The sequence below is a fragment of the Donghicola sp. XS_ASV15 genome, from assembly GCF_041224595.1.
Classification (GTDB): domain Bacteria; phylum Pseudomonadota; class Alphaproteobacteria; order Rhodobacterales; family Rhodobacteraceae; genus Donghicola.
In genome coordinates this window covers 153,705-176,978 of the sequence record NZ_JBGFGN010000129.1, presented here as the reverse complement: position 1 = coordinate 176,978, position 23,274 = coordinate 153,705, and the positions used below count along the sequence as shown (strand labels likewise).

16 protein-coding genes and 1 tRNA gene are annotated in these 23,274 nt (G+C 59.4%); 4 read left to right on the top strand and 13 right to left on the bottom strand.

Annotated features, from left to right (window positions below):
• Positions 1 to 98 precede the first annotated feature (98 nt).
• The 4 genes from AB9K37_RS09170 to AB9K37_RS09155 all read right to left on the bottom strand — a co-directional run bounded on the left by AB9K37_RS09170 (position 99) and on the right by AB9K37_RS09155 (position 8,230).
• Positions 99 to 4,160, bottom strand: coding sequence for a translocation/assembly module TamB domain-containing protein (locus AB9K37_RS09170; RefSeq protein ID WP_369837498.1), 4,062 nt, complete (start codon positions 4,158 to 4,160; stop codon positions 99 to 101).
• Positions 4,157 to 5,935, bottom strand: a complete 1,779-nt coding sequence (locus AB9K37_RS09165) for an autotransporter assembly complex family protein (RefSeq protein ID WP_369837495.1) — start codon at positions 5,933 to 5,935, stop codon at positions 4,157 to 4,159. Before AB9K37_RS09165 ends, AB9K37_RS09170 begins: the two co-directional genes overlap by 4 nt.
• Positions 5,936 to 6,217: 282 nt before the next feature.
• On the bottom strand, positions 6,218 to 6,838 hold the full coding sequence (locus AB9K37_RS09160; RefSeq protein WP_369837492.1) for a response regulator: 621 nt from the start codon (positions 6,836 to 6,838) through the stop codon (positions 6,218 to 6,220).
• Between the two features lie 462 nt (positions 6,839 to 7,300).
• Positions 7,301 to 8,230, bottom strand: a complete 930-nt coding sequence (locus tag AB9K37_RS09155; RefSeq protein WP_369837490.1) for a DMT family transporter — start codon at positions 8,228 to 8,230, stop codon at positions 7,301 to 7,303.
• A 281-nt stretch (positions 8,231 to 8,511) separates the two neighbouring features.
• Here AB9K37_RS09155 and AB9K37_RS09150 point away from each other — a divergent pair, with 281 nt between their 5' ends.
• Positions 8,512 to 9,108, top strand: a complete 597-nt coding sequence (locus AB9K37_RS09150; RefSeq protein ID WP_369837487.1) for an outer membrane protein — start codon at positions 8,512 to 8,514, stop codon at positions 9,106 to 9,108.
• Positions 9,109 to 9,238: 130 nt separating this feature from the next.
• Here the strand turns inward: AB9K37_RS09150 and msrA are convergent, their stop codons facing one another.
• From msrA to AB9K37_RS09110, 8 genes are all read right to left on the bottom strand, one after another.
• Positions 9,239 to 9,745 (bottom strand): peptide-methionine (S)-S-oxide reductase MsrA, encoded by a 507-nt coding sequence (gene msrA / locus AB9K37_RS09145; RefSeq protein ID WP_369837484.1) that lies wholly within the window; start codon positions 9,743 to 9,745, stop codon positions 9,239 to 9,241.
• Positions 9,746 to 9,750: 5 nt separating this feature from the next.
• Positions 9,751 to 10,197, bottom strand: a complete 447-nt coding sequence (msrB, locus tag AB9K37_RS09140; protein ID WP_369837482.1) for a peptide-methionine (R)-S-oxide reductase MsrB — start codon at positions 10,195 to 10,197, stop codon at positions 9,751 to 9,753.
• Between the two features lie 124 nt (positions 10,198 to 10,321).
• Entirely contained in the window at positions 10,322 to 11,353 is a 1,032-nt protein-coding gene (gene queG / locus AB9K37_RS09135; RefSeq protein WP_369837479.1) for a tRNA epoxyqueuosine(34) reductase QueG, read from the bottom strand.
• A gap of 57 nt (positions 11,354 to 11,410) precedes the next feature.
• The gene (locus AB9K37_RS09130; protein WP_072708661.1) at positions 11,411 to 12,076 is read right to left on the bottom strand and encodes a glutathione S-transferase family protein; all 666 of its coding nucleotides are present in this window, start codon (positions 12,074 to 12,076) and stop codon (positions 11,411 to 11,413) included.
• Between the two features lie 56 nt (positions 12,077 to 12,132).
• On the bottom strand, positions 12,133 to 12,864 hold the full coding sequence (gene mtgA / locus AB9K37_RS09125) for a monofunctional biosynthetic peptidoglycan transglycosylase (protein ID WP_369837476.1): 732 nt from the start codon (positions 12,862 to 12,864) through the stop codon (positions 12,133 to 12,135).
• Positions 12,865 to 12,901: 37 nt separating this feature from the next.
• Positions 12,902 to 13,828, bottom strand: coding sequence for a Hint domain-containing protein (locus AB9K37_RS09120; RefSeq protein ID WP_369837473.1), 927 nt, complete (start codon positions 13,826 to 13,828; stop codon positions 12,902 to 12,904).
• A 378-nt stretch (positions 13,829 to 14,206) separates the two neighbouring features.
• A complete protein-coding gene (gene gltB / locus AB9K37_RS09115; protein WP_369837470.1) occupies positions 14,207 to 18,739 on the bottom strand; it encodes a glutamate synthase large subunit in 4,533 nt (1,510 codons plus the stop codon).
• Between the two features lie 122 nt (positions 18,740 to 18,861).
• A complete protein-coding gene (locus tag AB9K37_RS09110) occupies positions 18,862 to 20,295 on the bottom strand; it encodes an NAD(P)-dependent oxidoreductase (protein WP_369837467.1) in 1,434 nt (477 codons plus the stop codon).
• A gap of 229 nt (positions 20,296 to 20,524) precedes the next feature.
• On the opposite strand from AB9K37_RS09110, the gene AB9K37_RS09105 reads away from it, so the two are divergent.
• Positions 20,525 to 21,331: an undecaprenyl-diphosphate phosphatase gene (locus AB9K37_RS09105; protein WP_369837464.1), complete on the top strand. Its 807-nt coding sequence runs from the start codon at positions 20,525 to 20,527 to the stop codon at positions 21,329 to 21,331.
• Between the two features lie 66 nt (positions 21,332 to 21,397).
• Here the strand turns inward: AB9K37_RS09105 and AB9K37_RS09100 are convergent, their stop codons facing one another.
• Complete coding sequence (locus AB9K37_RS09100) at positions 21,398 to 22,375, bottom strand: complex I NDUFA9 subunit family protein (RefSeq protein ID WP_369837462.1); 978 nt, start codon at positions 22,373 to 22,375, stop codon at positions 21,398 to 21,400.
• 147 nt (positions 22,376 to 22,522) lie between these two features.
• On the opposite strand from AB9K37_RS09100, the gene AB9K37_RS09095 reads away from it, so the two are divergent.
• Both AB9K37_RS09095 and AB9K37_RS09090 read left to right on the top strand, forming a co-directional pair.
• Positions 22,523 to 22,609: transfer RNA gene (locus AB9K37_RS09095), tRNA-Leu, on the top strand.
• A gap of 30 nt (positions 22,610 to 22,639) precedes the next feature.
• Positions 22,640 to 23,251 (top strand): ribonuclease D, encoded by a 612-nt coding sequence (locus AB9K37_RS09090; RefSeq protein WP_369837459.1) that lies wholly within the window; start codon positions 22,640 to 22,642, stop codon positions 23,249 to 23,251.
• Positions 23,252 to 23,274: the final 23 nt, after the last annotated feature.

Below are 23,274 nucleotides of genomic sequence, written 5' to 3'. Positions count from 1 at the left end.
AATGTAGTGTTAACAGCGTAGCGCCTTTCGCTCAATTTAAACGGCTCATTGCGTGATAACATGCACGTCAAATCAGATAGTATTGCCCTATCAAAAGTTTAGTAGTCCCTCTCAAAGAAAATACCGACGCTGCTCTGACCCTCTGCATCGACACCGCCACGTGCGGTCACGGACGGGCTGATATCAATATTCAGATTCAGTTCAGTCGTGCCTGCGGCGCCAACTGTGACGTCCGTATACACGTTATCAGAGATGTATTTTCCGGCCCGGACGGCTGCATTCCCCTCATCGTCAGTGGTGACATCCAGATCGTCCAGATCAAAGCCCTGACGCAATTTGGAAACGATCCCTTCGCCACCGCGCCCCGCCAGCACAGCGACCGCATTTGCCAGTTGCAGCGCTTGGAATGCCGAAAGACGGCTCATGTCCCGACCAAACAGCAACTGCGCCAGCACCTCGTCTTCGGGCAATTCCGGAGAGGAGCTAAACGACACCTCTGGAGACGACGCCGCGCCATCGACAATGATATAGGTCAGAACCTCGCCCTGCTGGGTTTCGACAACCAGCCGGATCACAGGGACCAACGCGCCTTCGAGGCTGATATATCCTTCATCAAAATCAAAGCGTTGCCCCAAGAGCAGGAGACGGCCACGCACCAGATCGAACCGGCCGATCGGGATAATATTGGCCGATGTTCCCTGCAAACGGATCTGACCGCCAAGTTCCGCATCCAGCCCGCGACCACGAACGAAAATGCGTGATGGCGCACGAATCGTCACATCCATCGGAATAACGACCGCGGGGGCAGCGTTCGGATCGCTCGGCTCTGCCGTTGTCGACAGACCCGCCTTATCCAGCGTACGGCGAACGTCCGCAGGTGTTCCAAGATGCTCGATGTCTGGAATGCTGCCTGCGGCACCTGCGCCTGTTTCAGGTATGCGCAGTTCCGCCTCGCTCAGAGTGATATCGCCCTTGAGCCGACCGCCATCCAGAACCGGCCCGCGGAAGTTCAGATCCCCCCCTAGGGTGGCTTCGTACAGACCGGGGTCGCTTAGGGTCAGATCGGTGATGGTCACATCAGCATCAACGTTGAACGAACCGGTCAAGCCGGCGGTGCCGGTCACCGCGATCAAACCACCCTGACTGCCATTCGCGCGCAGGTCCAGCCGCACCTGACTATTTCCAAGGCGCGCTGTTCCACCAATATTGTTCAACGTGATGCCAGAGGACGGCTCTGAAAAGAGCCCATCCGCCAGAGTCACTGTCCCGCTCAGGGCATCCAGACCCGCAGGCCACCGAAGTGCCAGATCAAAGCGAGCATCGCCAGACACCTGACGCGGGGCAATCATCGGGTTGGCAAGTCCCAAAGGAACGGCCCCCGTTGCGCTCAAATTCAGCGTGCCATTGCTGGCTATGGCCCCATCAACCTCTGCAGTCATGCCTGCAGGGCCAGTCAGGGTCGCATCCACCGTGGTCGTTTCGGCATCACCGCCAACCTGTGCGGACACCGTCACCGGCCCGCTGATATCAGGGACAAGCCGTCCGACATCGGGCACACGCCCTTCGGCGGTCAATGATTTACCTTGGTCAGTCAGGCTGCCCGACGCGCTCAGGCTCAGGTTGCCACCGTTCAGGGACAGACGCTCTAGGGTCAGGGCAGTCCCATCCCGCAACACATGGGTATCCAGATCAAACCGGCCGCCAAGCACCCCGTTGATGTGGGGATCGCCTAAATCAAGCCCGCTGCCCGAGCCTTTGATGGTCAGATCCGCCGTGTCTGCGGACACCGTACCGTCGATGTCCAGCTGCGCTGCCCCTTGCAGACTGCGCCCCGCCAAGGCGGAAAAGCGCGCGGCATTGCCGACATTTGCAGTCAGATCGACCGTTGCGATTTGTGTCTCTAGATCGACAGAAACATCACCAGCGGCGCCATAGTCTGCGCCCTGCAAACGCAGCGGATCAAAGACCAGCGGAGTGCCTTCGCTATAGTCAAAGGTGGTTTGGAAGGACACGTCCTGACCGAGTGCCTGGGCCAGCTTGGGGTCAGCAGGTTCCGCGCCGGACAATGCAGCCTCGATCGCGCCGCGCACAGCCTCGACCGCGCCCTCTTCGGTTTGGGCGTAACTGCCCGACCCTTTGATCAGCGCCTCGGAAACGGCACCCTGCGGGTGCCGCAGCCCTGTCAGGTCAGTATCGAGACTCCAGCGCCCTTGGCCTGCGCTGATGTCGATGCGGCCCGCCGACATCTGCAACTGATCATCCCCCAGCGGGATCACCAGACCTTGCGGGCCGCTCAAGATCCCATCAACCGACAGTTGCTTGAGCGTTGCTCCGGCTAGAACGATGCGGCCATCCAGTGCAGCACGCCCTGCGCCGCCTTGGCCCAAGCGGCTGAAATCTTTGACAAAGCTGTTAAAGGTAAAATCCGTCTCAGCGCTACCGATGGTGCCGCTGGCTTGAACCCGCGCGCCATCTGTGTTCGCCAGAAGCTCTTCTATGGTGACACCGGTCTCATCGCGGCGCACCTTGACCGACACGGCCCCATCACCGCCAACCAACCCGTCCACCTGTTCCTGTCCGATTTCGAGCGCAGTGGTGTCGCCGCTGGCCGTCAGATCAAACGCACCGGACAAAGGCACCACAGTCCCCGACAGAGCAAATTCTGCCGCACCAGCCAGATCCAGACCGGACAATTCGCGCGCCTTGGCCAGATCATCAGCGACCACTTTCACGTCAAGCTTGGTGTCATATCCGCTTTCCAAACCGTCGATTGTCGCAGTGCCTGTCGCAGCAAATGCCAATGCGTTGATCGCCAGATCACGCAGGTCCAGCGGCTGGCCGTCCACAGCGATCAGGCGAACACCGCCAGTGACCTCGGGACCGAGCAATCCCTGAAGCGCAGCATCGGCCATTTGCATTCCTTGGGTGCGGAAATCGAACCGCGCCGTCACGGATTGCGGAGTCTCACCCGACGCGGGGGTGATCTGGCCACGACCGGTCAACTCGGCCTGCGGTAGGGTGACAGCAGCTTGGGTCAGCCCATTCAGCACCACATTTCCCTGCCAATCAGAACTGCTATCGGCATCGTGGGCGACATCTAGGGTCACACTCTCGACCGTCACATCTTCGGCCAGTGTCAATGGCGAGCCGTCAGGGGCCTGCAACGTACCCTGCAATTCGATGCTCTGCGGCAAGCCCGAAGGGGCAATCACCGCCGCACCCTCTACGTTCGCAGCCCGTGCGTTGATTGACAGATTGCTCAATGTCAGCGTGCCGTCATCCGCCTTGGCCGCCGAGGCCACAACGCGCGCGTCGTCCCCCAGAAGATCATGATAGAGCGGCTCGACCAAGGGCCGCAGGTCGCCGCCCAAATCGACGTCTAGCGCCTGACCGCGCAAGGTCACTTGGCCCCCAAGGCGCAACGCGCTGTCTGTCCGCAAGGCGATATCAACAGTCAGGTCATCCGCCGGACCGTCGCCTTCGATCCGCAGATCGATGCTCGGACTTTGCGGAATGCCCGACAGGACAGAGACAATCCCGCCCGCATCTTCGGACGCCGCGACCAGAATGCTGGCCGTATTGGCGTCCGGATCATAGCTCAGGTCGACCTCGAACCGGCCCTCTGTGCCGTCAATCCGCGCAGCGTTAAGGGCAACGGTGCCCGCGCCATCGGCCAATTGCGCCGAACCATCCAAGGTCAGAACCGCGTCCTGCCCGATCACGTCCGCACCCAGTTCGGCGCGCTCGACTTTCAGCGTTTCCACATTCACTGAAACCGGCAGATCTGGCAGGGAAAACGCTGTCGCCTCGGGTGCAGGGACATCAACCGTTTCTTCGGCGATGGGTTTGCGCGGCATCGAAATACTCTCGGCAGAGAGCTCGTTGACCTCGACCCGGCCCCGCAGCAACGCGGCGCGGCTCCAGTCCAGCGCCAGACCCTGCGCATCCAGCCAGACACCCTGATCATCCGCGATGGTCAAACGGTCAATGGTTGCCCGTGAACTGAGTGCACCAGCAAATCCTTCGATCCGGACATCCCGCCCGGCCCCAGAAAGGCTGTCCTGCAACAACCGCTCCAGATATCCTTGGCCGTCATCCTCTTGTGCTGCCGCGCCCAAGGGCAAAAGCAACAGCAGAAACGCTGCTAAGATCCGTCTCAAAACGCCTGTCCGATCCCGATGTAGATTTCCAATTCGCGCCCGGCGTCATCGCCAGTGACCGGTGTGGCCACATCCAGACGCAAGGGGCCGATGGGGGTGTCATAACGCACGCCCAAACCCGCGCCCGCATGATCGGCGCCCTCGGTGTCCCAACCGGCCTCTGCGCCGATAAACCCATAGTCCACAAACCCAACTGCGCTGATCGCATCGGTGACACCTTGGCGCAGTTCGACTGACGCCCCAAGGAACGTCGCGCCGCCGCCGTCGCCATATCCCAGTGATTGGTAATTCTGGCCGCGCACGGTACCGCCGCCGCCCGAATAGAACTGAAAGTCTGCGGGAACCTCTTCGACCTTGGCGCCTTCGATCACACCAAGCTGCCCGCGCAGGGCAAACACGGTCTTTTCACCAGCGCTGAAATAGGTTCTGGCATCCAGCGTGCTGCGAATACCCTCGGGCGTGTCATTCAATCCGTAGAACGGCATGACCTCGCCGCTCAGGTAGAAACCGCTCGTGGGGCTGCTGCCACCTTCACGCTTGTCATAGGTCGCGGACACGGGGAACAGCACTTGGCTATAGCTGACCTCGCCGTCTGAATCTTCGATCGTGGCGCGGCGGAAGGCCACTCCGTACTGGATCGTCAGATTATCGCTGGCCTGCCGCAAGATACCAATGTCCGTACGGAATTGGTCGCTCAGGTATTCGGGTTCATCCATCCGCTCGAGCGTCGACTGAACAAAGAATGTGTTGCGCGGGTCAAAAGTCGCGGGCCGCTCGAAGCGGGCACTCAGGTTCAGGTCTTCGCCGCCTGTCGTGCCACCGATCCCCGCAAGCTCGGCATCAAATCGCAGCTTTTCGGCGCCACCCAGAATGTTGCGGTGCATCCAGAAGGTCGAGAGCGTCAAGCCCTCGTCTGAAATCAACTCGGCACCGAAGCCGAAACGGCGCGGCTTGGCCTCGACCACGTTCACCGTGAAATCAAGGAACTCGCCGTCGCGAACAGTCTCAGCCTCTTGCATCGCCACAGAGCGGAACGCGCCGGTGTTGCGCAGACGCGTCGCAGCATCGGCCAGCGCTTTTGGATCATATACCTGGTAGCGCGGCAGGCCGGCGATCGCGCGAATACGCTCTTCGCGGACGTTGCGGTTGTTCTCGACGCTCAGACGGCCAAACTTCAGTTGCGGACCAGGTGTAATCCCCAACGACACATCCAGCGTCTGCGCCGGATGATCCGCGACAATGCTCTGCCCAGTCAGGTCCGCCTTGGCGTGACCCTGATCACGCCAGGAGTCCACGGCGTCCTGCCCTGTGCTTCGGATCACATCCAACCGAGCATCCTGACCTACCGCGAACTCGGGCGCGGGATCGGTGCCTTCGGGCAGCGGGCCAACATTGGCCGCGCCAAATGTAAATTTCGGCCCTGTCTCGACAGTGATCCGCGCCGACCGGAACTGGTCAGGCAAGCGAAAGGGGTTCAACTGGCTGGCCTCGGTGCCATCCAGAGTCACGCTGACTGTGGGTCCGTAATAGCCCTCTTCGTACAGCACACCGACCACAGTGTTGTACTCCGCCAGAGCCGCGGCGGCGTAATCCTGAGCCGTCACATCTTCGGTTTCATCGGCAGCATAAAGCCGCGAGGCCGTCTTAAGACGCTCTTCTAGGGCATCATCCCCGCCCGAGACGGAGAGATCAATTTCAATGGCGGGCGATGCCGCAGTCGACAACAGGCTCAGACACGCTGCGCCCCAAAGTCCTGAACGAAATAAAATATGCATTGCCCCTACACCTAGTGCTTGGGGAGATGTTAGGCCAATGAAAAGCTCTTTGCACCAGCGCTTCTCGCATGACAGCAAATTCCTGCTTGGCCTGCGCGGACCGGCTTTCTTGCCAGTGCGCCGTTCTATAGGCATTTTTCCCGTAGCGTCGTTGCTAGGGGTGCGCCGGAAGATCAGGGGCTCAATGCCCTAGAATGCCCGGCGCATCTCGATGGTCTTTGCAGTGCCAAAGGGCACACTGAGAACGTGCGAAGCGTTCCATTTGAAAAGACCAATTTTCTTTCAAAACAGGCCGGACTCTTTGGCGATCAGCGCCGCTTGCGTACGGTTGTGGACACCGATTTTGCGGTACAGCGTTTTGACATGCAGTTTCACTGTGGGCTCGCGAACATCTAGATTGCGCGCAATCTCTTTGTTCGACAGACCACCGCTCAGACCTTCTAGAACTTGCATCTCGCGGCGCGACAGCTGCGATGTCAGAGGATGCTGCGACTTGTCGTCTTCTTCCTGCTGAGACATGAATTCCAACGGCGCATACTGCTCGCCCATCGCCATAAAGCGGACAGCATTCACAACGCTACGGGCTGACAGGGTCTTGGGCAGGAAGCCTGCTGCATTCTCGGCCAGAGCCTGCTCGGCAACGTCGCGGCTGGCAACACCCGAGATCAGAGCAACGCGCTGGCCACCCTGCATGGATTTGACTTTCTTCAGACCTTCCAGGCCGTTCATTCCAGGCATGTTGAAGTCCAGAAGGATCAGATCGAAGTTACCTTCGGATTCGATCAGCTCGACAGCGCCGCTCAGATCTTCGGCGGTACGAGTTTCGATATTGCCTTCCTGCTTGAGATACAATTCCAGAGTATCGCGAAGCAGTTCATGGTCATCAGCAATAAGAACACGCATGGGTTTGTTCCTTGTCATTAAGCGGGCGCGCACCTTCAAAGCGGGATTGCCGAAGTTTGCATGTGCACTCGCAAGAGTTTCGAAAACAGGAACCATTCACTCTCAACCGATAGGACAACTATGCCACATATTGTTGCCCCTAGGAACGTATTTCCCCCACTTCGGCGCGTCCGGTATACCCTACCGTGTCAACCACATTTCCCCGCTCGGAGTGGGATACGTCCAAAGTAAGGTACCCAGTAGTGTCTTATAACTGTCTGTTTTCCCTTACTTCCCCCCAAAAACGAACGGAACTCTCAGAAAGTTTCGAAAATTAAATCAACTTTGTTTATTTAAAAAGCAAAGCTAATTTTGCGCGAGTGCAAACAAAATTAGACCTAACTTTGCAAAATCGTAAGGTTAGAGATTCGCGTTTCGTGTAACTCTTGGTTAATACCAATTGGTCAAAAATAGCCGAAAGTATTAACCCTGAGGCGTCATTCCCGAACGCGCCTTGCCGCGCCGCAAGCCCAGACGCTGTTCACGCCAAATAATCATGCCGCCCGCAGCGATCACCACCAGCGCCCCTAACAGCATTTGCCCTGTCGGGATTTCCGCGAACAAGAAATACCCCATGCCCAGCGCCATGATCATTGCGCTGTAGTCAAAGGGCGCGATCAACGACGCCCCGGCATATCGGTAGGCCGATGTCATCAGGATTTGCCCCAGCCCCCCGAACACGCCCGCTCCGATCAGCAGCATCAACGAAAAGGCGTCAGGCATCGTCCACCCAAACGGGGCCGTCATCAAAGACAGCACAGTCGTGGTCACGGTGAACCAAAAGACAATCGCGCTCGTGTTATCAATTTCTACAAGTCGGCGGATCTGCACCTGCGCCAAGGCCCGCGCGCAGGCTGACCCCAGCACAAGCATCGCCCCCAGTGCCGCGCCATCTGCCGCGCTATTGATCGTCAGTCGTGGCCACAGCACGACCATCACACCGACCAGTCCCAACAGAACCATGGACCAGCGGAACGGGCCGACCCGCTCTTTCAACAAGAGCGCCGCAAAGACCACTGTCAGCAGAGGGGCCGCGAATCCGATTGCCGTCACCTCTGGCAGAGGCAGCAATCCCAGCGCTAGAAAATTCATGCCCATGGCCGACGCACCGATCAAACCGCGCAAGACGTGGCCAATCGGGCTCTGCACCTTGACCCCAGTGCGCAATGCGCCGCGTATCCAGAGCCAGCCCAACAAAACCGGCATCGCAAAAGCCGAGCGGAAAAACACCGCTTCGCCCGTGGGAACAACATCTGCTGTTGCCTTGATCATCGCCGCCATCGAGGTGAAGACGACAACAGAACAGAGCTTGAGCGTTATGGCCTTGAAAGGCTGATATGTTTCATAGGGCATGACGTTCGAAGTGCGCCTGTTTGACCCTTCGGTCAAGCTTTTACCCATGCGACCACAGCAAAGGCGCTATTCCTCTTTCCAGATATCCTGCGCCCGTATGGCACGCCCGTGAGCGGAATTTGGGTGTGGCGCCGACATGTTCCCGCCGATCCGGGTCACATTATTGCGCCTAACAAGTGAATTTCCTGTGATTGCACAAAGCCTTAGCACGCCCCAAGTACTGACCCGACGCCGAAACCCGGCGCATCTAGTTTTGTAATAAATGAAGAAAGGTTTGGATCATGGCTATCAAGACCGCAGCTCTGACATCGATTATCGCACTCTCGGCCGCCCCTGTGCTGGCAGGCTCGCTCACACCCCCTCCGACAGAGCCAGCGCCCGTCGTCGTTTCCGAACCCGTCGCAGTGGACGGCAACTGGACCGGCTTCTACGGTGGTATCCAAGCCGGCGGCGGCAAAGTCACCACGGACGAAGGCGCAGTCGATCTGGACGGCAATGGCGGCCTAGGTGGTGTGCACCTTGGCTACGACTATGACTTCGGCAAGTACGTTCTGGGCGCAGGCGTCGAATATGATGCCGGCAATATTGAACTGGATGACAACGCCGATGCTCTCCAAGATGTGACGCGCCTCAAGCTCAAAGCAGGGTATGATATGGGCCAAGGCCTGCCCTACCTGACCGCAGGTGCCGCAGCGGCCAATTTCGAAGAGGCCGGTTATAACGAAGGCGGATTTGTAGGCCTCGGCTACGAACACAAAGTAACTGACAGCGTGACCGTGGGCGGCGAAGTCCTGCGTCACCGCTTTATCGACATGGATGACACAAACATGGACGCCGATGCCACAACGGCCCAAGTGCGCATGTCCTACCGTTTCTAACGAGTACTTACGGGTAAGAATGTATCCCCAGTGAACCCAAGTACGAGTAGGCCCCCGCCCCGTGGCGGGGGTTTCTCTCTTCCAGAGTGACACATAAAAAAGAACCGGCCTCGCAGGGCCGGTTTTTCGTTTATTCCGCCGCGCGCTTGGGCAGCACCCAGTCGGGACGCGGGAAATGGCAGGTATATCCGTTCGGAAACCGCTCCAGATAATCTTGATGCTCTGGCTCCGCCTCCCAGAAATCGCCTACGGGCTCCACCTCGGTCACAACGGTACCGGGCCAGATGCCGCTGGCATTGACGTCCGCGATGGTATCCTCGGCCACGGCCTTCTGCGCGTCATCCACATAATAAATGGCGCTGCGATAGCTCATGCCCAGATCGTTGCCCTGCCGGTTCAGCGTGGTCGGATCGTGGATCTGAAAGAAAAACTCCAGCAGCTGCCGATAGCTGATCACCGCCGGATCGAACAGAATCTCGATCCCCTCGGCATGGGTGCCGTGGTTGCGGTAGGTCGCGTTCGGAACGTCCCCACCGGTATAGCCGACGCGGGTGGCCTCTACGCCGGGCAGCTTGCGGATCAAGTCCTGCATCCCCCAGAAACAGCCGCCCGCCAGAACTGCGCGCTCTTGTGCCATATCTCTTACTCCTTCTCGACCAAGGCCACGAAGTCGCCGTACCCCTCGGCCTCCATATCCTCGAGCGGGACAAACCGTAGCGCCGCCGAGTTGATGCAATACCGTAGCCCACCCTGATCGCGCGGACCATCATCGAACACGTGCCCCAAATGGCTGTCCCCATAGGTCGAGCGCACTTCGGTCCGCACCATGCCATGGGTGGTGTCGCGCAATTCCTGAATGAACTCTTCGCTCACGGGCCGGGTGAAGCTCGGCCACCCACAGCCCGATTCATATTTGGCCGAGGACACGAACAGCGGCTCCCCGCTGACGATATCCACATAGAGGCCCTTTTGCTTGTTCCCCAGATAGTGCCCTGTGCCGGGCCGTTCCGTGCCGCTCTCTTGGGTCACGTAATAGGCGTCAGGCTCCAGCGCGGCGATCACATCGGGGTCACGGGTATACTTGGCCAACAGACCACTCCTCTTTGCTTGGATCTCCCTAATGTGGGGCGCCACAGGCCTTCGGCAAACCCCTATAACATTATCATGACGAGGCAGTGAGACCTCTGGTATCCGCCGCGAAACAAGGATAGAATCATCCTAGTTGTAAGGCAGCCCACCGCGCTGCATCGGCCACGCCCTCATCGGGGTCGGTTAACAGCGCGGTGGCCACTTCTTTCAGCGAGGCATCCCCCGAATTCCCGATGGCATACAGAACGTTTCGAACGAAGCGATCGCGCCCGATCCGTTTGATCGGACTACCACTGAACCGCTCGCGAAACGCCGCATCATCCAGCGCGGCCAACTCGCGCAACGGCGGCGCCACAGTCCCCTCTCGGGCCGCATAGCGCATGTCACTGGCCTCGACCGCAAACTTGTTCCACGGGCACGCGGCCAGACAGTCATCACACCCGTAAATCCGGTTCCCCAAGCGCCCGCGTAGCGCCTCGTCCACCGGTCCCTTATGCTCGATCGTCAGGTACGAAATGCACCGCCGCGCATCCATCTGATAAGGCGCAACAAACGCATCCGTCGGACAGGCCCGCAAACACCGGTCACAGCGCCCGCAATGGTCCACCTCGGCCCCATCCGCCGGCAAATCCAGTGTCGTAAACACCGACCCGATAAAGAACCAGTTCCCCATCTGCCGACTGACCAGATTGGTGTGCTTGCCCTGCCAACCCAAACCCGCCGCCTGCCCCAAAGCCTTCTCCGGCACCGGCGCCGTGTCCACGAACACCTTCACCTCGCCGCCGCCTTCGGCAATCAGCCAGCGGGCCAAGCGCTTCAGCCGCTTCTTGACCAGATCGTGGTAATCCTTGCCCCGCGCATACACGGAAATCGCCCCGCGATCAGGCAGTCCCACCACGTCCATCGGATTGTCCGCAGGCGTATAACTCTCGCCCAACACAATCACCGACCGCGCCTCGGGCCACAGAGCACTCGGATCGCCCCGCCAAGACATCCGCTCTTCCATCCAGCCCATCTGGCCATGAAAGCCCTGCGCGACAAACGCCTCCAATCGCGCCAGAACCTCCGGCACGTCCCAAGGGCGACACACGCGAACCTCGGAAAATCCCTCGGCCCGCGCCTGCGCCACCAATCGGGCTTTCAACGCGTCAGTCATCTCTTTCTTGCCCAAATACCCCGGGGGTGCGGGGGCTGGCCCCCGCGTCGCCACAGATCAGAAATCCAGATCGGAATAATGGGGCGGCTGCGGAAATCCGGGGATCTGGTCAGCCAGAATGCTCCGGAACGCAGGACGCGATTTGATCTTCGCGTACCAGTCCTTCACGACCTCGCTGCGGTTCCAGTCCACATCACTGATATAGTCCAAAGCGCTCAGGTGCGCCGCCGCCGCAAAATCGGCCAAGGTCATCCGGTCCCCCGCCAGCCAACGGCGATGATCCAAGAGCCACGCCATGTAGTCCAAGTGGTACTTGATCTTCTGCGCGCCCATCTTGACCGCTTTGCTGTCCGGATAGCCCGATTTCATCAGCTTCTTGTTCACCCGCTCGTACAGCAGGTTCTGCGTGACCTCGGAATGGAACTTGTCGTCGAACCAGCTGACCAACCGCCGTACTTCGTAGCGCTCTTCGGGCGAATAGGGCATCAAGGCGGGGTCAGGATAGACCTCTTCGATATACTCGCAAATGGCCATGCTCTCGGACAGGATTTTACCGTTCAGGCGCAGCACAGGCACTTTGCCCGCTGGGTTGCGGCGCAGGAAATCGGTGTCCATTTCCCAATAGCGCTCTTCGACCAGCTCGACCTCGATCCGCTTTTCGGCCAGCACCAGACGGACCTTACGGCAGAACGGCGAGAGCGGAACATGATAGAGGCGATTCATAGCGTCCTTCGATCTTGTTGGGATTTCACCTTCAATGCCTGTCTAGAGACCTGTTTTCAATCCTCGAAACAGGCGGCACGGCCGTCTCTTGCGATAGTCGCCGCCCCATCCGCAATTTGTGAAGCCCGGCGGGCAACAAACTGGCTGGGATTGGCGGCGTCCCGCTCTTTGGGATTCGGCAAGAGCGCAGCCAGCAAGGCCGCCTCTCGGGCGGTCAAATCCTCTGGCGTGGTGCCGAAATATGTGCGGGCGGCCGCTTCGACGCCAAAGATGCCTTCGTCGAACTCGGCCACGTTCAGGTAGACCTCGACAATCCGGCGTTTGCTCCACGCCGCCTCGACCAGCGGGGTCATCAGCGCCTCCAGCGCCTTGCGCGTCCAGTTCCGCCCCTGCCACAGGTAGACATTCTTGACCACCTGCTGGCTCAGTGTCGAGGCTCCGCGATTGCCGCCATCCTCGATCGCATCGCGGATCGCCGACATGTCAAAGCCCCAGTGGTTGCAGAAATTCGCATCCTCAGCAGCCACGACAGAGCGCGCCATCATGGGGGCAATCTCGTCCATCGGGACCCAGACCCGCTGAATGTCCCCCAGCCGCCGCGCCTCGGAGCGCATATAGAACCCTTGCGGCACAGGCAGGAACGACGGCAGCACGATCACCACTACCAGCAGCAGCGCAAGACCTAGCAGTCCGCGCCGCCACCATGTGCGCAGCCTCGCGCGAAACCCTCCGCTTCGCTTGCGGCTCGGTTTTTTCTTCTTTGCGGTGGATCTGCTCTTTTTCGCCATACCGCCACTAAGCCGCTGCCAGCGCAACGGTCAAGCCTCAGTGCAAGGCCGCCGTGACCTCGTAAGCCCTTGTTGCTGGCCGTGCCATGAGTTGCCCGCCCACAGATCCGGTGAAAAGCTCGGGGAACAGCGCCATAAGCTCGTCCTTTACCCCAACATCCTTTTGCACAAAATCGCCCGAAGCAAAGAAGCTCTCGGTCAGCACACCCTCGGCCATCAACAGCTCGTGCTGATCAAACATCAGATGGATATACGTGACCTGCCGCGCCGGAGCCAAGACAACGTCGTCGCCATTCACCAGATGCTTTGCAGGTGCCAGCATTTCTGACTCGCCTGTCATCAATTCGACCTGCCAGCCCGACACCAAAAACCGGTGCTGCTGACTGACCAGCATATCGACCTTGTTGCCCAAAGCGCCTGCCTTGACCCGAACAGGCGCAAACTCACCAAAGCCGACGACTGTTCGCGATCCAACCCAACGCACGGGCTGCATGCCGTGGTCGTTGGTCCAAACCAGATCACCAATCGCGATATCCTCGACGTTGCGATAGCCCCGCGCCGTCAGGATACGCGTACCGGGGGTAAAGCAAGGCGGGCCCATGTCGCCGTCGGAGCCCACCGCCACCTCGTTGGAACCGTATACTAGACCCGATGTCTCTACAAATCTGCTGTCCTGCAGCACCTGTCCGTCTGTCGGGGTGAAATACCGCCGACCATCTTCCAGGTAAAAGGTCGCACCACGGTATCTAGCGATGGATCCGTCACTAAGGCGGACATCGATCATGTCACCGCGGTAGACCGCTGTGACCAAGACACCATCGACAGTGTCGCCAACTCCGTTGGTCAACTCGCCGTCATCATTTGAATCCGTATACGTCAGAACCACGACCGACAGGTCGCGGCTATAGTTCTGAGGCGCATACGGATCGAACAGATAGAACTGATCCGTGTACGTTGTAGGCATTGCTGTTGGTTGCCGCTCTTATGGGTAATTTTATACCCGTTAGTTTTTTTAACAAATCCAACGAATATGTCCCTTTGGGCAAATCAAAAACGACGACGCGTGCGACACAGCACGCACGGTATTGCAAAAATACATCTGTTACCTGGATTAACATCTTCATCTCAGGCCGCACCATTGCGCCAGATCGGTGGCCTTGGGCTTTCTCGGCCCCCTGCGTGATCAGAATCTGCGGGGCCCATCGCGAATCCCTGCCCGAATACATGGCCGCGCGCGCTGCAATCGTGCCTGACTGACCTGCAACCCACCGACCCACTCGGCATAAAAAAACCCCGCCAGCGACACCGCGGCGGGGTTCATTATCTTTAGGTTTGCTCTGCCTTACTCGGCGGGGATGGCCTCTTGGCCATCAGCGGTCAGCGGATGCGCCATCTTGTTCAGCATCTCCTTGGGGCAGACCTGCAGGAACTTGGGCAGGTTCTCTTCCCAGTTCTGCAGGATTTCGCCTGCCTTGCGGCTGTTGGTCTCGGCGTAGTGACGCTCGACCAGATCTTTCAGCTGCGCAATCCAGTGCGGGTTCGCCGGGGTGCAGGTGACCAAGGTCTCCATGTTCATGTGCTTTTCAGCGACACCTTCAGGATCCCACAGATAGGCCATACCGCCGGTCATACCCGCGCCAAAGTTCGCGCCGATCGACCCAAGGATCACAGCCACACCACCGGTCATGTATTCACAACCGTTGCTGCCACAGCCCTCGATCACCACTTTCGCACCCGAGTTACGGACAGCGAAACGCTCGCCTGCGCGGCCAGCCGCAAACAGGTAACCGTCGGTCGCACCGTACAGAACGGTGTTGCCGATGATGGTGTTGTCAGCGGCGACCAGCGGGCTTTCCATCGGGGGACGGACCACAACGGTACCGCCCGACAGACCCTTGCCGACGTAGTCGTTGGCATCGCCAGACACTTCGATCTTCAGACCGGGCGCTGCGAACGCCCCCAAGGCCTGACCCGCCGAACCGCGCAGTTTCACGGTCAGGTGGTCCGCCTGCAGGCTATTGCGCATGCCAAAGCGGCGCACGATGTGGCTCGAGGTGCGGGTGCCGACGGTACGGTGCGTGTTCTGCACCGCGTAGCTCAGCTGCATCTTCTCGCCATCCTCAAGGAAGCGTGCCGCGTCCTTGACGATTTCCGCGTCCAGAGTATCCGGCACAGCGTTGCGCGGACGGTTGCGGTCGTACTCGATCTGCTCCGAGCCATCGACAGTGATGAGCAGCGGGTTCAGGTCCAGATCATCCAGGTGCGCCGAACCACGGCTGACCTGGCTCAGCAGGTCCGCGCGGCCGATCACGTCGTCCAGCGAACGGGCGCCGATCGATGCCAGAATCTCGCGAACTTCCTGAGCGTAGAAGGTGATCAGGTTCACAACCTTGTCCGCGTTGCCGGTGAACTTCGCACGCAGGTCTTCGTCCTGAGTACAGACACCAACGGGGCAGGTGTTCGACTGACACTGACGCACCATGATACAGCCCATCGCGATCAGAGCCGCGGTGCCGATGCCGTACTCTTCGGCACCCATCATCGCAGCCATGACGATGTCACGACCGGTGCGCAGGCCACCGTCGGTCCGCAGGGTCACGCGACCACGCAGGTGGTTCATTGCCAGAACCTGATGCGCTTCGGTCAGACCCATTTCCCACGGCAGGCCGCAGTACTTGATCGAGGTCGCAGGCGATGCACCAGTACCACCGTTGTGGCCCGAAATCAGGATCACGTCCGCCTTCGCCTTGGCAACACCAGCGGCGATGGTGCCAACGCCCGACGACGCCACCAGCTTCACGGTGACCTTACAACGCGGGTTGATCTGCTTCAGGTCGTAGATCAGCTGCGCAAGGTCCTCGATCGAGTAGATGTCGTGGTGCGGCGGCGGCGAAATCAGGGTCACACCCTTGGTCGAGTGGCGCAGACGGGCGATCAGGTCGGTGACCTTCATGCCGGGCAGCTGACCACCTTCACCGGGCTTCGCGCCCTGTGCGACCTTGATCTCCAGCTCTTCACACTGGTTCAGGTATTCGGCGGTCACACCGAAACGACCAGAGGCCACCTGTTTGATCTTGGCCGACGGGTTGTCGCCGTTGGGCTCGGGGTGGAAGTGTGCGGGATCTTCGCCGCCCTCACCCGAATCCGACTTCGCGCCGATACGGTTCATCGCAACGTTCAGGGTCTTGTGCGCCTCGGGCGACAGAGCGCCCAGCGACATACCGGGGGTCACGAAACGCTTGCGGATCGAGGTGATCGATTCAACTTCTTCCAGCGGGATCGCTTTGCCCAAGGGCTTGATGTCCAACAGGTCGCGCAGGTGGATCGGCGGGTTCGCTTTCATCAGCGCCGAGTACTGCTTCCACAGCTCGAACGAGCCACGGTCACAGGCCGACTGCAGCAGGTGCATGTTGTTTGCACCCCAAGCGTGGGTCTCGCCCTGACGACGCGACTTGTAGAAACCACCGATCGGCAGCACGTCGCGGTTCGACTTGAAGCCCGCTGCGTGCACGTCTTCGGCCTTTTTCTGGATGCCAGAGACACCGATACCCGAAATGCGGCTGATCAGGCCGGGGAAGTATTCGGCACACATGGCGCGCGACAGACCCACAGCTTCGAAGTTCAGACCACCACGGTAGGACGAAATCACCGAGATACCCATCTTTGCCATGATCTTGAGCAGACCCTGGTCGATGGCGTCGCGGTAACGGCTGACGTTCTCGGTCAGGCTGCCTTCCAGCAGGCCACGCTCGATACGGTCGGCCAGCGAATCTTCGGCCAGATAGGGGTTCACAGTGGTCGCACCACAGCCCACCAGTACGGCAAAGTAGTGGGGGTCCACACACTCGGCCGAACGCACGTTCAGGCTGCAGAAGGTCCGCAGGCCCTTGCGGGTCAGGTGGCTGTGCACCGCGCTGGTCGCCAGAATCATCGGCATGCCGACTTTGTCCGCGCTCAGCTTGTGGTCGGTCAGGATGATGTGACCTGCACCCGAACGCACCGCGTCCTCGGCTTCGGCGCGAATACGCTCCAGCTCGCCGCGCAGGTCTGCGCCGGGGGCAAAGGTACAGTCGATCTCGACCAGCGTCGCGTTGAAGTGGTTCTGCAGTTCAGTCCACTGCGCGTTGCCGACAAAGGGGCTGTCCAGCACCAGAATTTCGGTCTGCGACGAGGATTCGTCCAGAACGTTCTTCAGGTTTCCGAAACGGGTCTTCAGCGACATCACGCGGAATTCGCGCAGAGAGTCGATCGGCGGGTTGGTCACCTGGCTGAAGTTCTGGCGGAAGTAGTGGCTCAGGGGGCGATACTTGGTCGACAAAACAGCCGAGGGGGTATCGTCGCCCATGGACGCCAGTGCTTCTTTGCCGTCTTCGGCCATCGGGGCCAGAATCTGCTCCAGCTCTTCGAGGCTGAAACCAGCCGCGATCTGACGCTTGCGCAGTTCGGCACCTTCGAACATCGGCTTCTCGGTCACCTGACCCAGCGCTTCGTCCAGATCGTTGATCTTGCCGACCCACTCACCGAACGGCTGGCTGCCTGCCAGAGCGTCCTTGATCTCGGTGTCGTGGTAGAGCTTGCCCTCTTTCATATCGACGCCGATCAGCTGACCGGGGCCCAAGGCACCCTTTTCCACAACAGTGGCTTCGTCGGTGGGCACCATGCCCGCCTCGGACCCTGCGATCAGCAGGCCATCGCCGGTCACAACATAGCGCATGGGGCGCAGACCGTTCCGGTCCAGACCACCGCAAACCCAACGACCGTCGGTCATGGCCAGCGCGGCGGGGCCGTCCCACGGCTCCATTACGGCGTTGCAGTAGGCGTACATGTCGCGCCACGATTCGGGCAGCTCAACCGCCTGCTTGGACCACGATTCGGGGACCAGCATGGTTTTCGCCATTGGCGCGTTGCGGCCCGCGCGGACCAGAACTTCGAACACAGCGTCCAAAGCCGCCGAGTCCGACGCACCGTTCGCGATGATCGGCTTGATGTCCTCGGCCATGTCACCAAAGGTCGAAGAGGCCATACGGATCTCGTGGCTCTTCATCCAGTTGGTGTTGCCCTTGATGGTGTTGATCTCGCCGTTGTGCGCCAGCATGCGGAACGGCTGCGCCAGCCACCACTGCGGGAAGGTGTTGGTCGAGTAACGCTGGTGGTAGATCGCAAAGGACGATTCGAAACGCTCGTCCATCAGGTCGGGGTAGAACACCGCAACCTGCTCGGCCAGCATCATGCCTTTGTAGATGATCGAGCGGCAGGACAGCGACGCGATGTACAGACCATTGATCTGTGCAGCCGACGCGGCCTTCTCGATGCGGCGGCGAATGACATATAGTTCGCGCTCAAAGGTCTCTTCGTCCACGCCTTTGGAGTTCGAGATCAGGATCTGCTCGATCTCGGGGCGGGTCGCGTTCGCCTTGTCACCCAGACAGGTCACATCGACGGGCACGTGGCGCCAGCCGTAGATGCCGTAGCCCATGCGCAGGACTTCGGTTTCCACGATGGTCCGGCAGGTTTCCTGAGCGCCGAAATCGGTGCGGGGCAGGAACACCTGACCAACGGCCAGCAGTTGATCTTTCTTGGGCTCGTGGCCGGTGCGGCGGATCTGCTCGTAGAAGAACGGAACAGGGATCTGAACGTGGATACCCGCGCCGTCACCGGTTTTGCCGTCTGCGTCCACAGCACCGCGGTGCCAGATCGCCTTCAGCGCGTCGATACCGGCCTCAACAACCTTGCGGCTGGCTTTGCCGTCGATGCTGACGACCAGACCAACGCCACAGGACGAGTGCTCTGCCTCTTCACGGTAGAGGCTGTTCTCGTCCATCCACTTGCGCTTTTCTTCCTCGGCGCGGACCCAGTTCTCATCAAACTTTTGCATTGCTTTAACCCTTCCTTCGCTGGTGGGTCAGGGCTGTTGCCCTAATCAAATCTCACTGGCTTGGCGCGGCAGGCACAACGTCATGACGTGTGCCATACCCGAACCATACGTGGGCCAGACCCTTATTCGGCGGCGATGGCTGCCTTGGCGTTAAACTTTTCCAGGATGGCTTGCGCGGTATCGCGGCCATCACGGATCGCCCAGACCACCAGCGACGCGCCACGGACGATATCGCCCACTGCATAGACGCCATCGAGGCTGGTCTCACCAGTGCCAAAGTTCGCCTTTACGGTGCCCCAACGGGTCACTTCCAGACCATCGGTGCCCCAAAGCTTGGGCAGGTCCTCGGGCTCGAAGCCCAGCGCCTTGATGACCAGATCGGCAGATTCGTCGAAATCCGCGCCTTCGATCACTTCGGGGCTCTGACGGCCCGACGCATCGGGGGCGCCCAGTCGCATCTGCTGAACCTTAACGCTGGTGACGGGGTCACCGGCAAACGCCTTGGGCGCGGCCAGCCAGACAAATTCTGCGCCTTCTTCCTCGGCGTTTTGCACTTCGCGCTGCGAGCCGGGCATGTTGGCGCGGTCACGGCGGTACAGACACTTGACCGAGGTCGCACCCTGACGGATCGCAGTCCGCACACAGTCCATCGCGGTGTCACCACCACCGATGACCACAACCGACTTGCCTTCGGCGTTCAGCGTGCCGTCGACCAGCTCGGCCACTTCGTCACCGAACGATGCCTTGTTGCTGGCGGTCAGGTAATCAATCGCGCGGACAATACCCGCTGCACCGGCACCGGGGCCTTGCAGATCACGGGTTTTGTACACGCCAGTCGCGATGATCACCGCGTCATGTTGCTCGCGGATTTCTTCAAACGACAGGTCTTCGCCCACGTTGCAGTTCAGCACAAAACGCACACCGCCATCTTCGAGCAGCTTGTTACGGCGCATCACAACGTCCTTCTCCAGCTTGAAGCCGGGGATACCGTAGGTCAGCAGGCCGCCTGCGCGGTCATAGCGGTCATAGATGGTAACCTGAATGCCAGCGCGGCGCAGCATGTCCGCCGCAGCCAGACCGCCGGGGCCCGCGCCGATGATGCCAACGCTTTCGGTGCGCTCGGCCTCGGGGACGATGGGTTTGACCCAGCCGTTATCCCACGCGGTGTCGGTGATGTATTTCTCGACCGCGCCGATGGTGACAGTGCCGTGGCCCGACTGTTCAATCACACAGTTGCCTTCGCACAGACGGTCCTGCGGGCAGATACGGCCGCAGATCTCGGGGAAGGTGTTGGTGGACTGGCTGATCGCATACGCTTCTTCCAGACGACCGGTTGCTGTCATGTTCAGCCAATCGGGAATGTTGTTATGCAGCGGGCAGTGGTTCTGGCAGTAAGGGACGCCGCACTGGCTGCAACGGCTGGCCTGTTCGTTCGCCTTGGCGGCTGCGAACTCGGCATAAATCTCGTTGAAGTCCTGTTTGCGGTCTTCTGCAGTCCGCTTCGTCGGCATGTCGCGTTCGACTTTAACGAACTTGAGCATGGGTTGCTTCGCCATGGTGGTCAGCTCCCTAAAGGTTTCTGTGTTGAGCGCGTATTAAAACAGTATCGATCAGATGAAAAGTCATAAGTGCTGACCTAATTTCTAATTTACGGCTTTGCAGCGCAGAAATTTTCGATTTGGGTGCGTTTTTTAAGTCCGAAACGGACCTAAAGGAAATATTCGCCAAAGATATCAGCACCCCCTATGCTGCAGCGGCAGTATTTATTTCCAATGCGGACGCAGCATGACCCTCTTTCATTTATTTCTAGTCGCCGTGATCCAAGGGATCACGGAATTTTTGCCGATTTCCTCCTCCGGCCACCTTATTCTACTACCCGCCCTCTCCGGCATGGAGGATCAGGGCCAAGTCATCGACGTCGCGGTGCATTTCGGCACCCTTTTCGCCGTTGTTCTCTTCTTCTGGACCGATGTCAAAGCGGGCCTGATCGGCCTGCCGAACGCCCTGCGCGGACGGATCAACAGCGACGGCGACCGGCTCGCCTTTAGCCTGATCATCGCGACGATTCCCGTTATTTTATTGGGCCTCGCACTCAAAGTCACCGGCCTCGATGATGCGATGCGGTCGGTCAAAGTCATTGGCTGGACGATGCTTTTGTTCGGCATTGTCCTCTATTGGGCCGACCAAAAGGGACCAGAAACCAAAGAAGCCCGCGAATGGGGCACACGCGACGCGCTCATGCTGGGGTTTTGGCAGGCCGTCGCCCTGATTCCAGGCACATCACGGTCCGGCATCACAATCACGGGTGCCCGTTTTATGGGCTACAATCGCCATGACGCGGCAAAAATATCGATGCTGATGTCGATTCCCACGATTCTCGCCTCGGCTGCGCTCTTAGGAATCGAGGTTGTTGCAACCGCAGACGCCTCTGCCGCCAAGGACGGGGCCATCGCTGCGGTCTTTGCCTTTATCTCGGCTCTGCTCGCACTGACCCTCATGATGCGCCTTCTGCGCAGCGTCAGCTTCACGCCCTATGTCATCTACCGCTTCGTCTTTGGAATCGGTCTGCTGATCTGGGCTTACACGGGCTAACCCCGAAACAAGCCAACAAAAAAGGGGCCGCGCGGGCCCCTTTGTCTTATCTGGATGCAGCGCAGGTTAGCCGCGCATGTTCTTGGCCGATGCCTTGATCGCGTCGTACTGACCCGAAGGACGGAACTTCCACAGATAATCCGGCAGAACAGCGTGATAGTTGGTCGGCACGATGCCGAACGCCTCAAAGCCCTTGGCATCTTCGGACACCACGTTGTCCGACTTCAGGTTCTGAACCTGATCTTTGGTCAGGATGCCGTTGGTGAACAGGCCCAAGGTAATGGTCTGCACGAAATCCAGCACGCTGCCCATGATCGACGCCGCAAAGAATGGAACACCGATGATCATCTTGCGGCGGTGAATCACACCCAGCATGTCCTGCATCAGCTCGCGGAACGTACGGACGTCCGGTCCACCCAGCTCATAGACACCAGCGGGCACATCGCCGTTGATCGCTTTGACTGCAGCCGCGGCAACGTCGTCCACATAGACCGGCTGGAATTTGGTGCTGCCGCCCACGACGGGAATGACCGGACCGATCATGCCAGCAAAGCGGTTAAAGAACTCGTCTTCGTTGCCGAAGATGATCGAGGGACGCAGGATCACAGCACTTGGCATATGCTCTTGAATCGCTGCTTCGCCTGCCGCTTTGGTACGGGCGTATTCGCTGGGGCTGTTTTCGTCCGCGCCAATCGCAGAGATCTGGACCATACGGTTGATGCCAGCTTCGGCTGCCAGACGCGCCACACGCGCGGCACCTTCGGTCTGAACTGTGTCGAACTGGTTCTTGCCGCTTTCCGCCAGAATACCAACGCAGTTCACGACTGCATCTGCACCCGCAACCGCCGCCGCAACACTGGCATCATCGCGGATGTTGCACAGAATGGGCTCGACCTGACCGACAACACCATAGGTGCGTACAAAGCCGGCCTCGTTCGGGCGACGCACCGCCACGCGCACGCGGTACCCCTGCTGAGCCAAACGACGGGCAATATAGCGCCCGACAAAACCTGATCCGCCAAAAATGGTGACGAGCTGCGCCATTGTCATAGCCTCCGGCCAATATTCGTTGGGGTCTTTAGTAGCGCCGCGCAGGGGGTCAAACAAGCGCATTCAAACAATTTGCATTTCCCCCGAAAAAAGCTGTTGACGCCCCTAGGCGCTAGGCGTAGAAGCCGCCCCACGACACCTGCCCAGGTGGCGGAATTGGTAGACGCGCTAGCTTCAGGTGCTAGTGTCCGTATGGACGTGGAGGTTCGAGTCCTCTCCTGGGCACCATTTCCTCCTAGTTTAACGACTGGAGGAAACGTGGCAAACTTTCTGTACAAGCAAGATCTACCAGATGTGCTTGACCTTGGTCCGGCAGTCGCAATTGACTGCGAAACCATGGGGTTAGTGCCACATCGCGATCGCCTATGTGTTGTGCAATTGTCCTCTGGTGACGGGAACGCACATCTGGTCCAGATTGAAAAAGGACAGACCGAAGCCCCCAACCTGTGTCGTCTCTTGGAAAATCCCGATGTGCTGAAGCTGTTCCATTACGGTCGCTTCGACATTGCAGCGATGTACAACACTTTTGGGGCTCTGGCCGCCCCTGTCTATTGCACGAAAATCGCCAGCAAACTGGTCCGCACCTATACGGACCGCCATGGCCTGCGGAACCTACTGCAAGAGCTGCTGAGCACCGACATCTCCAAGGCGCAGCAATCCAGCGATTGGGGCGCGCCCGAATTGACCAAAGCACAGACGGATTATGCCGCGTCCGACGTTCTACACCTGCACAAGCTAAAGAAAGAGCTCGACCGCATGTTGGAACGCGAAGGTCGCGCAGAGATCGCGCAAAAATGCTTTGATTTTCTACCCACGCGCGCCCAATTAGACCTCGCGGGTTGGTCGGACGTCGACATCTTCTCGCACTAGGTTCTAGTTTCTCGGTTCGGGTG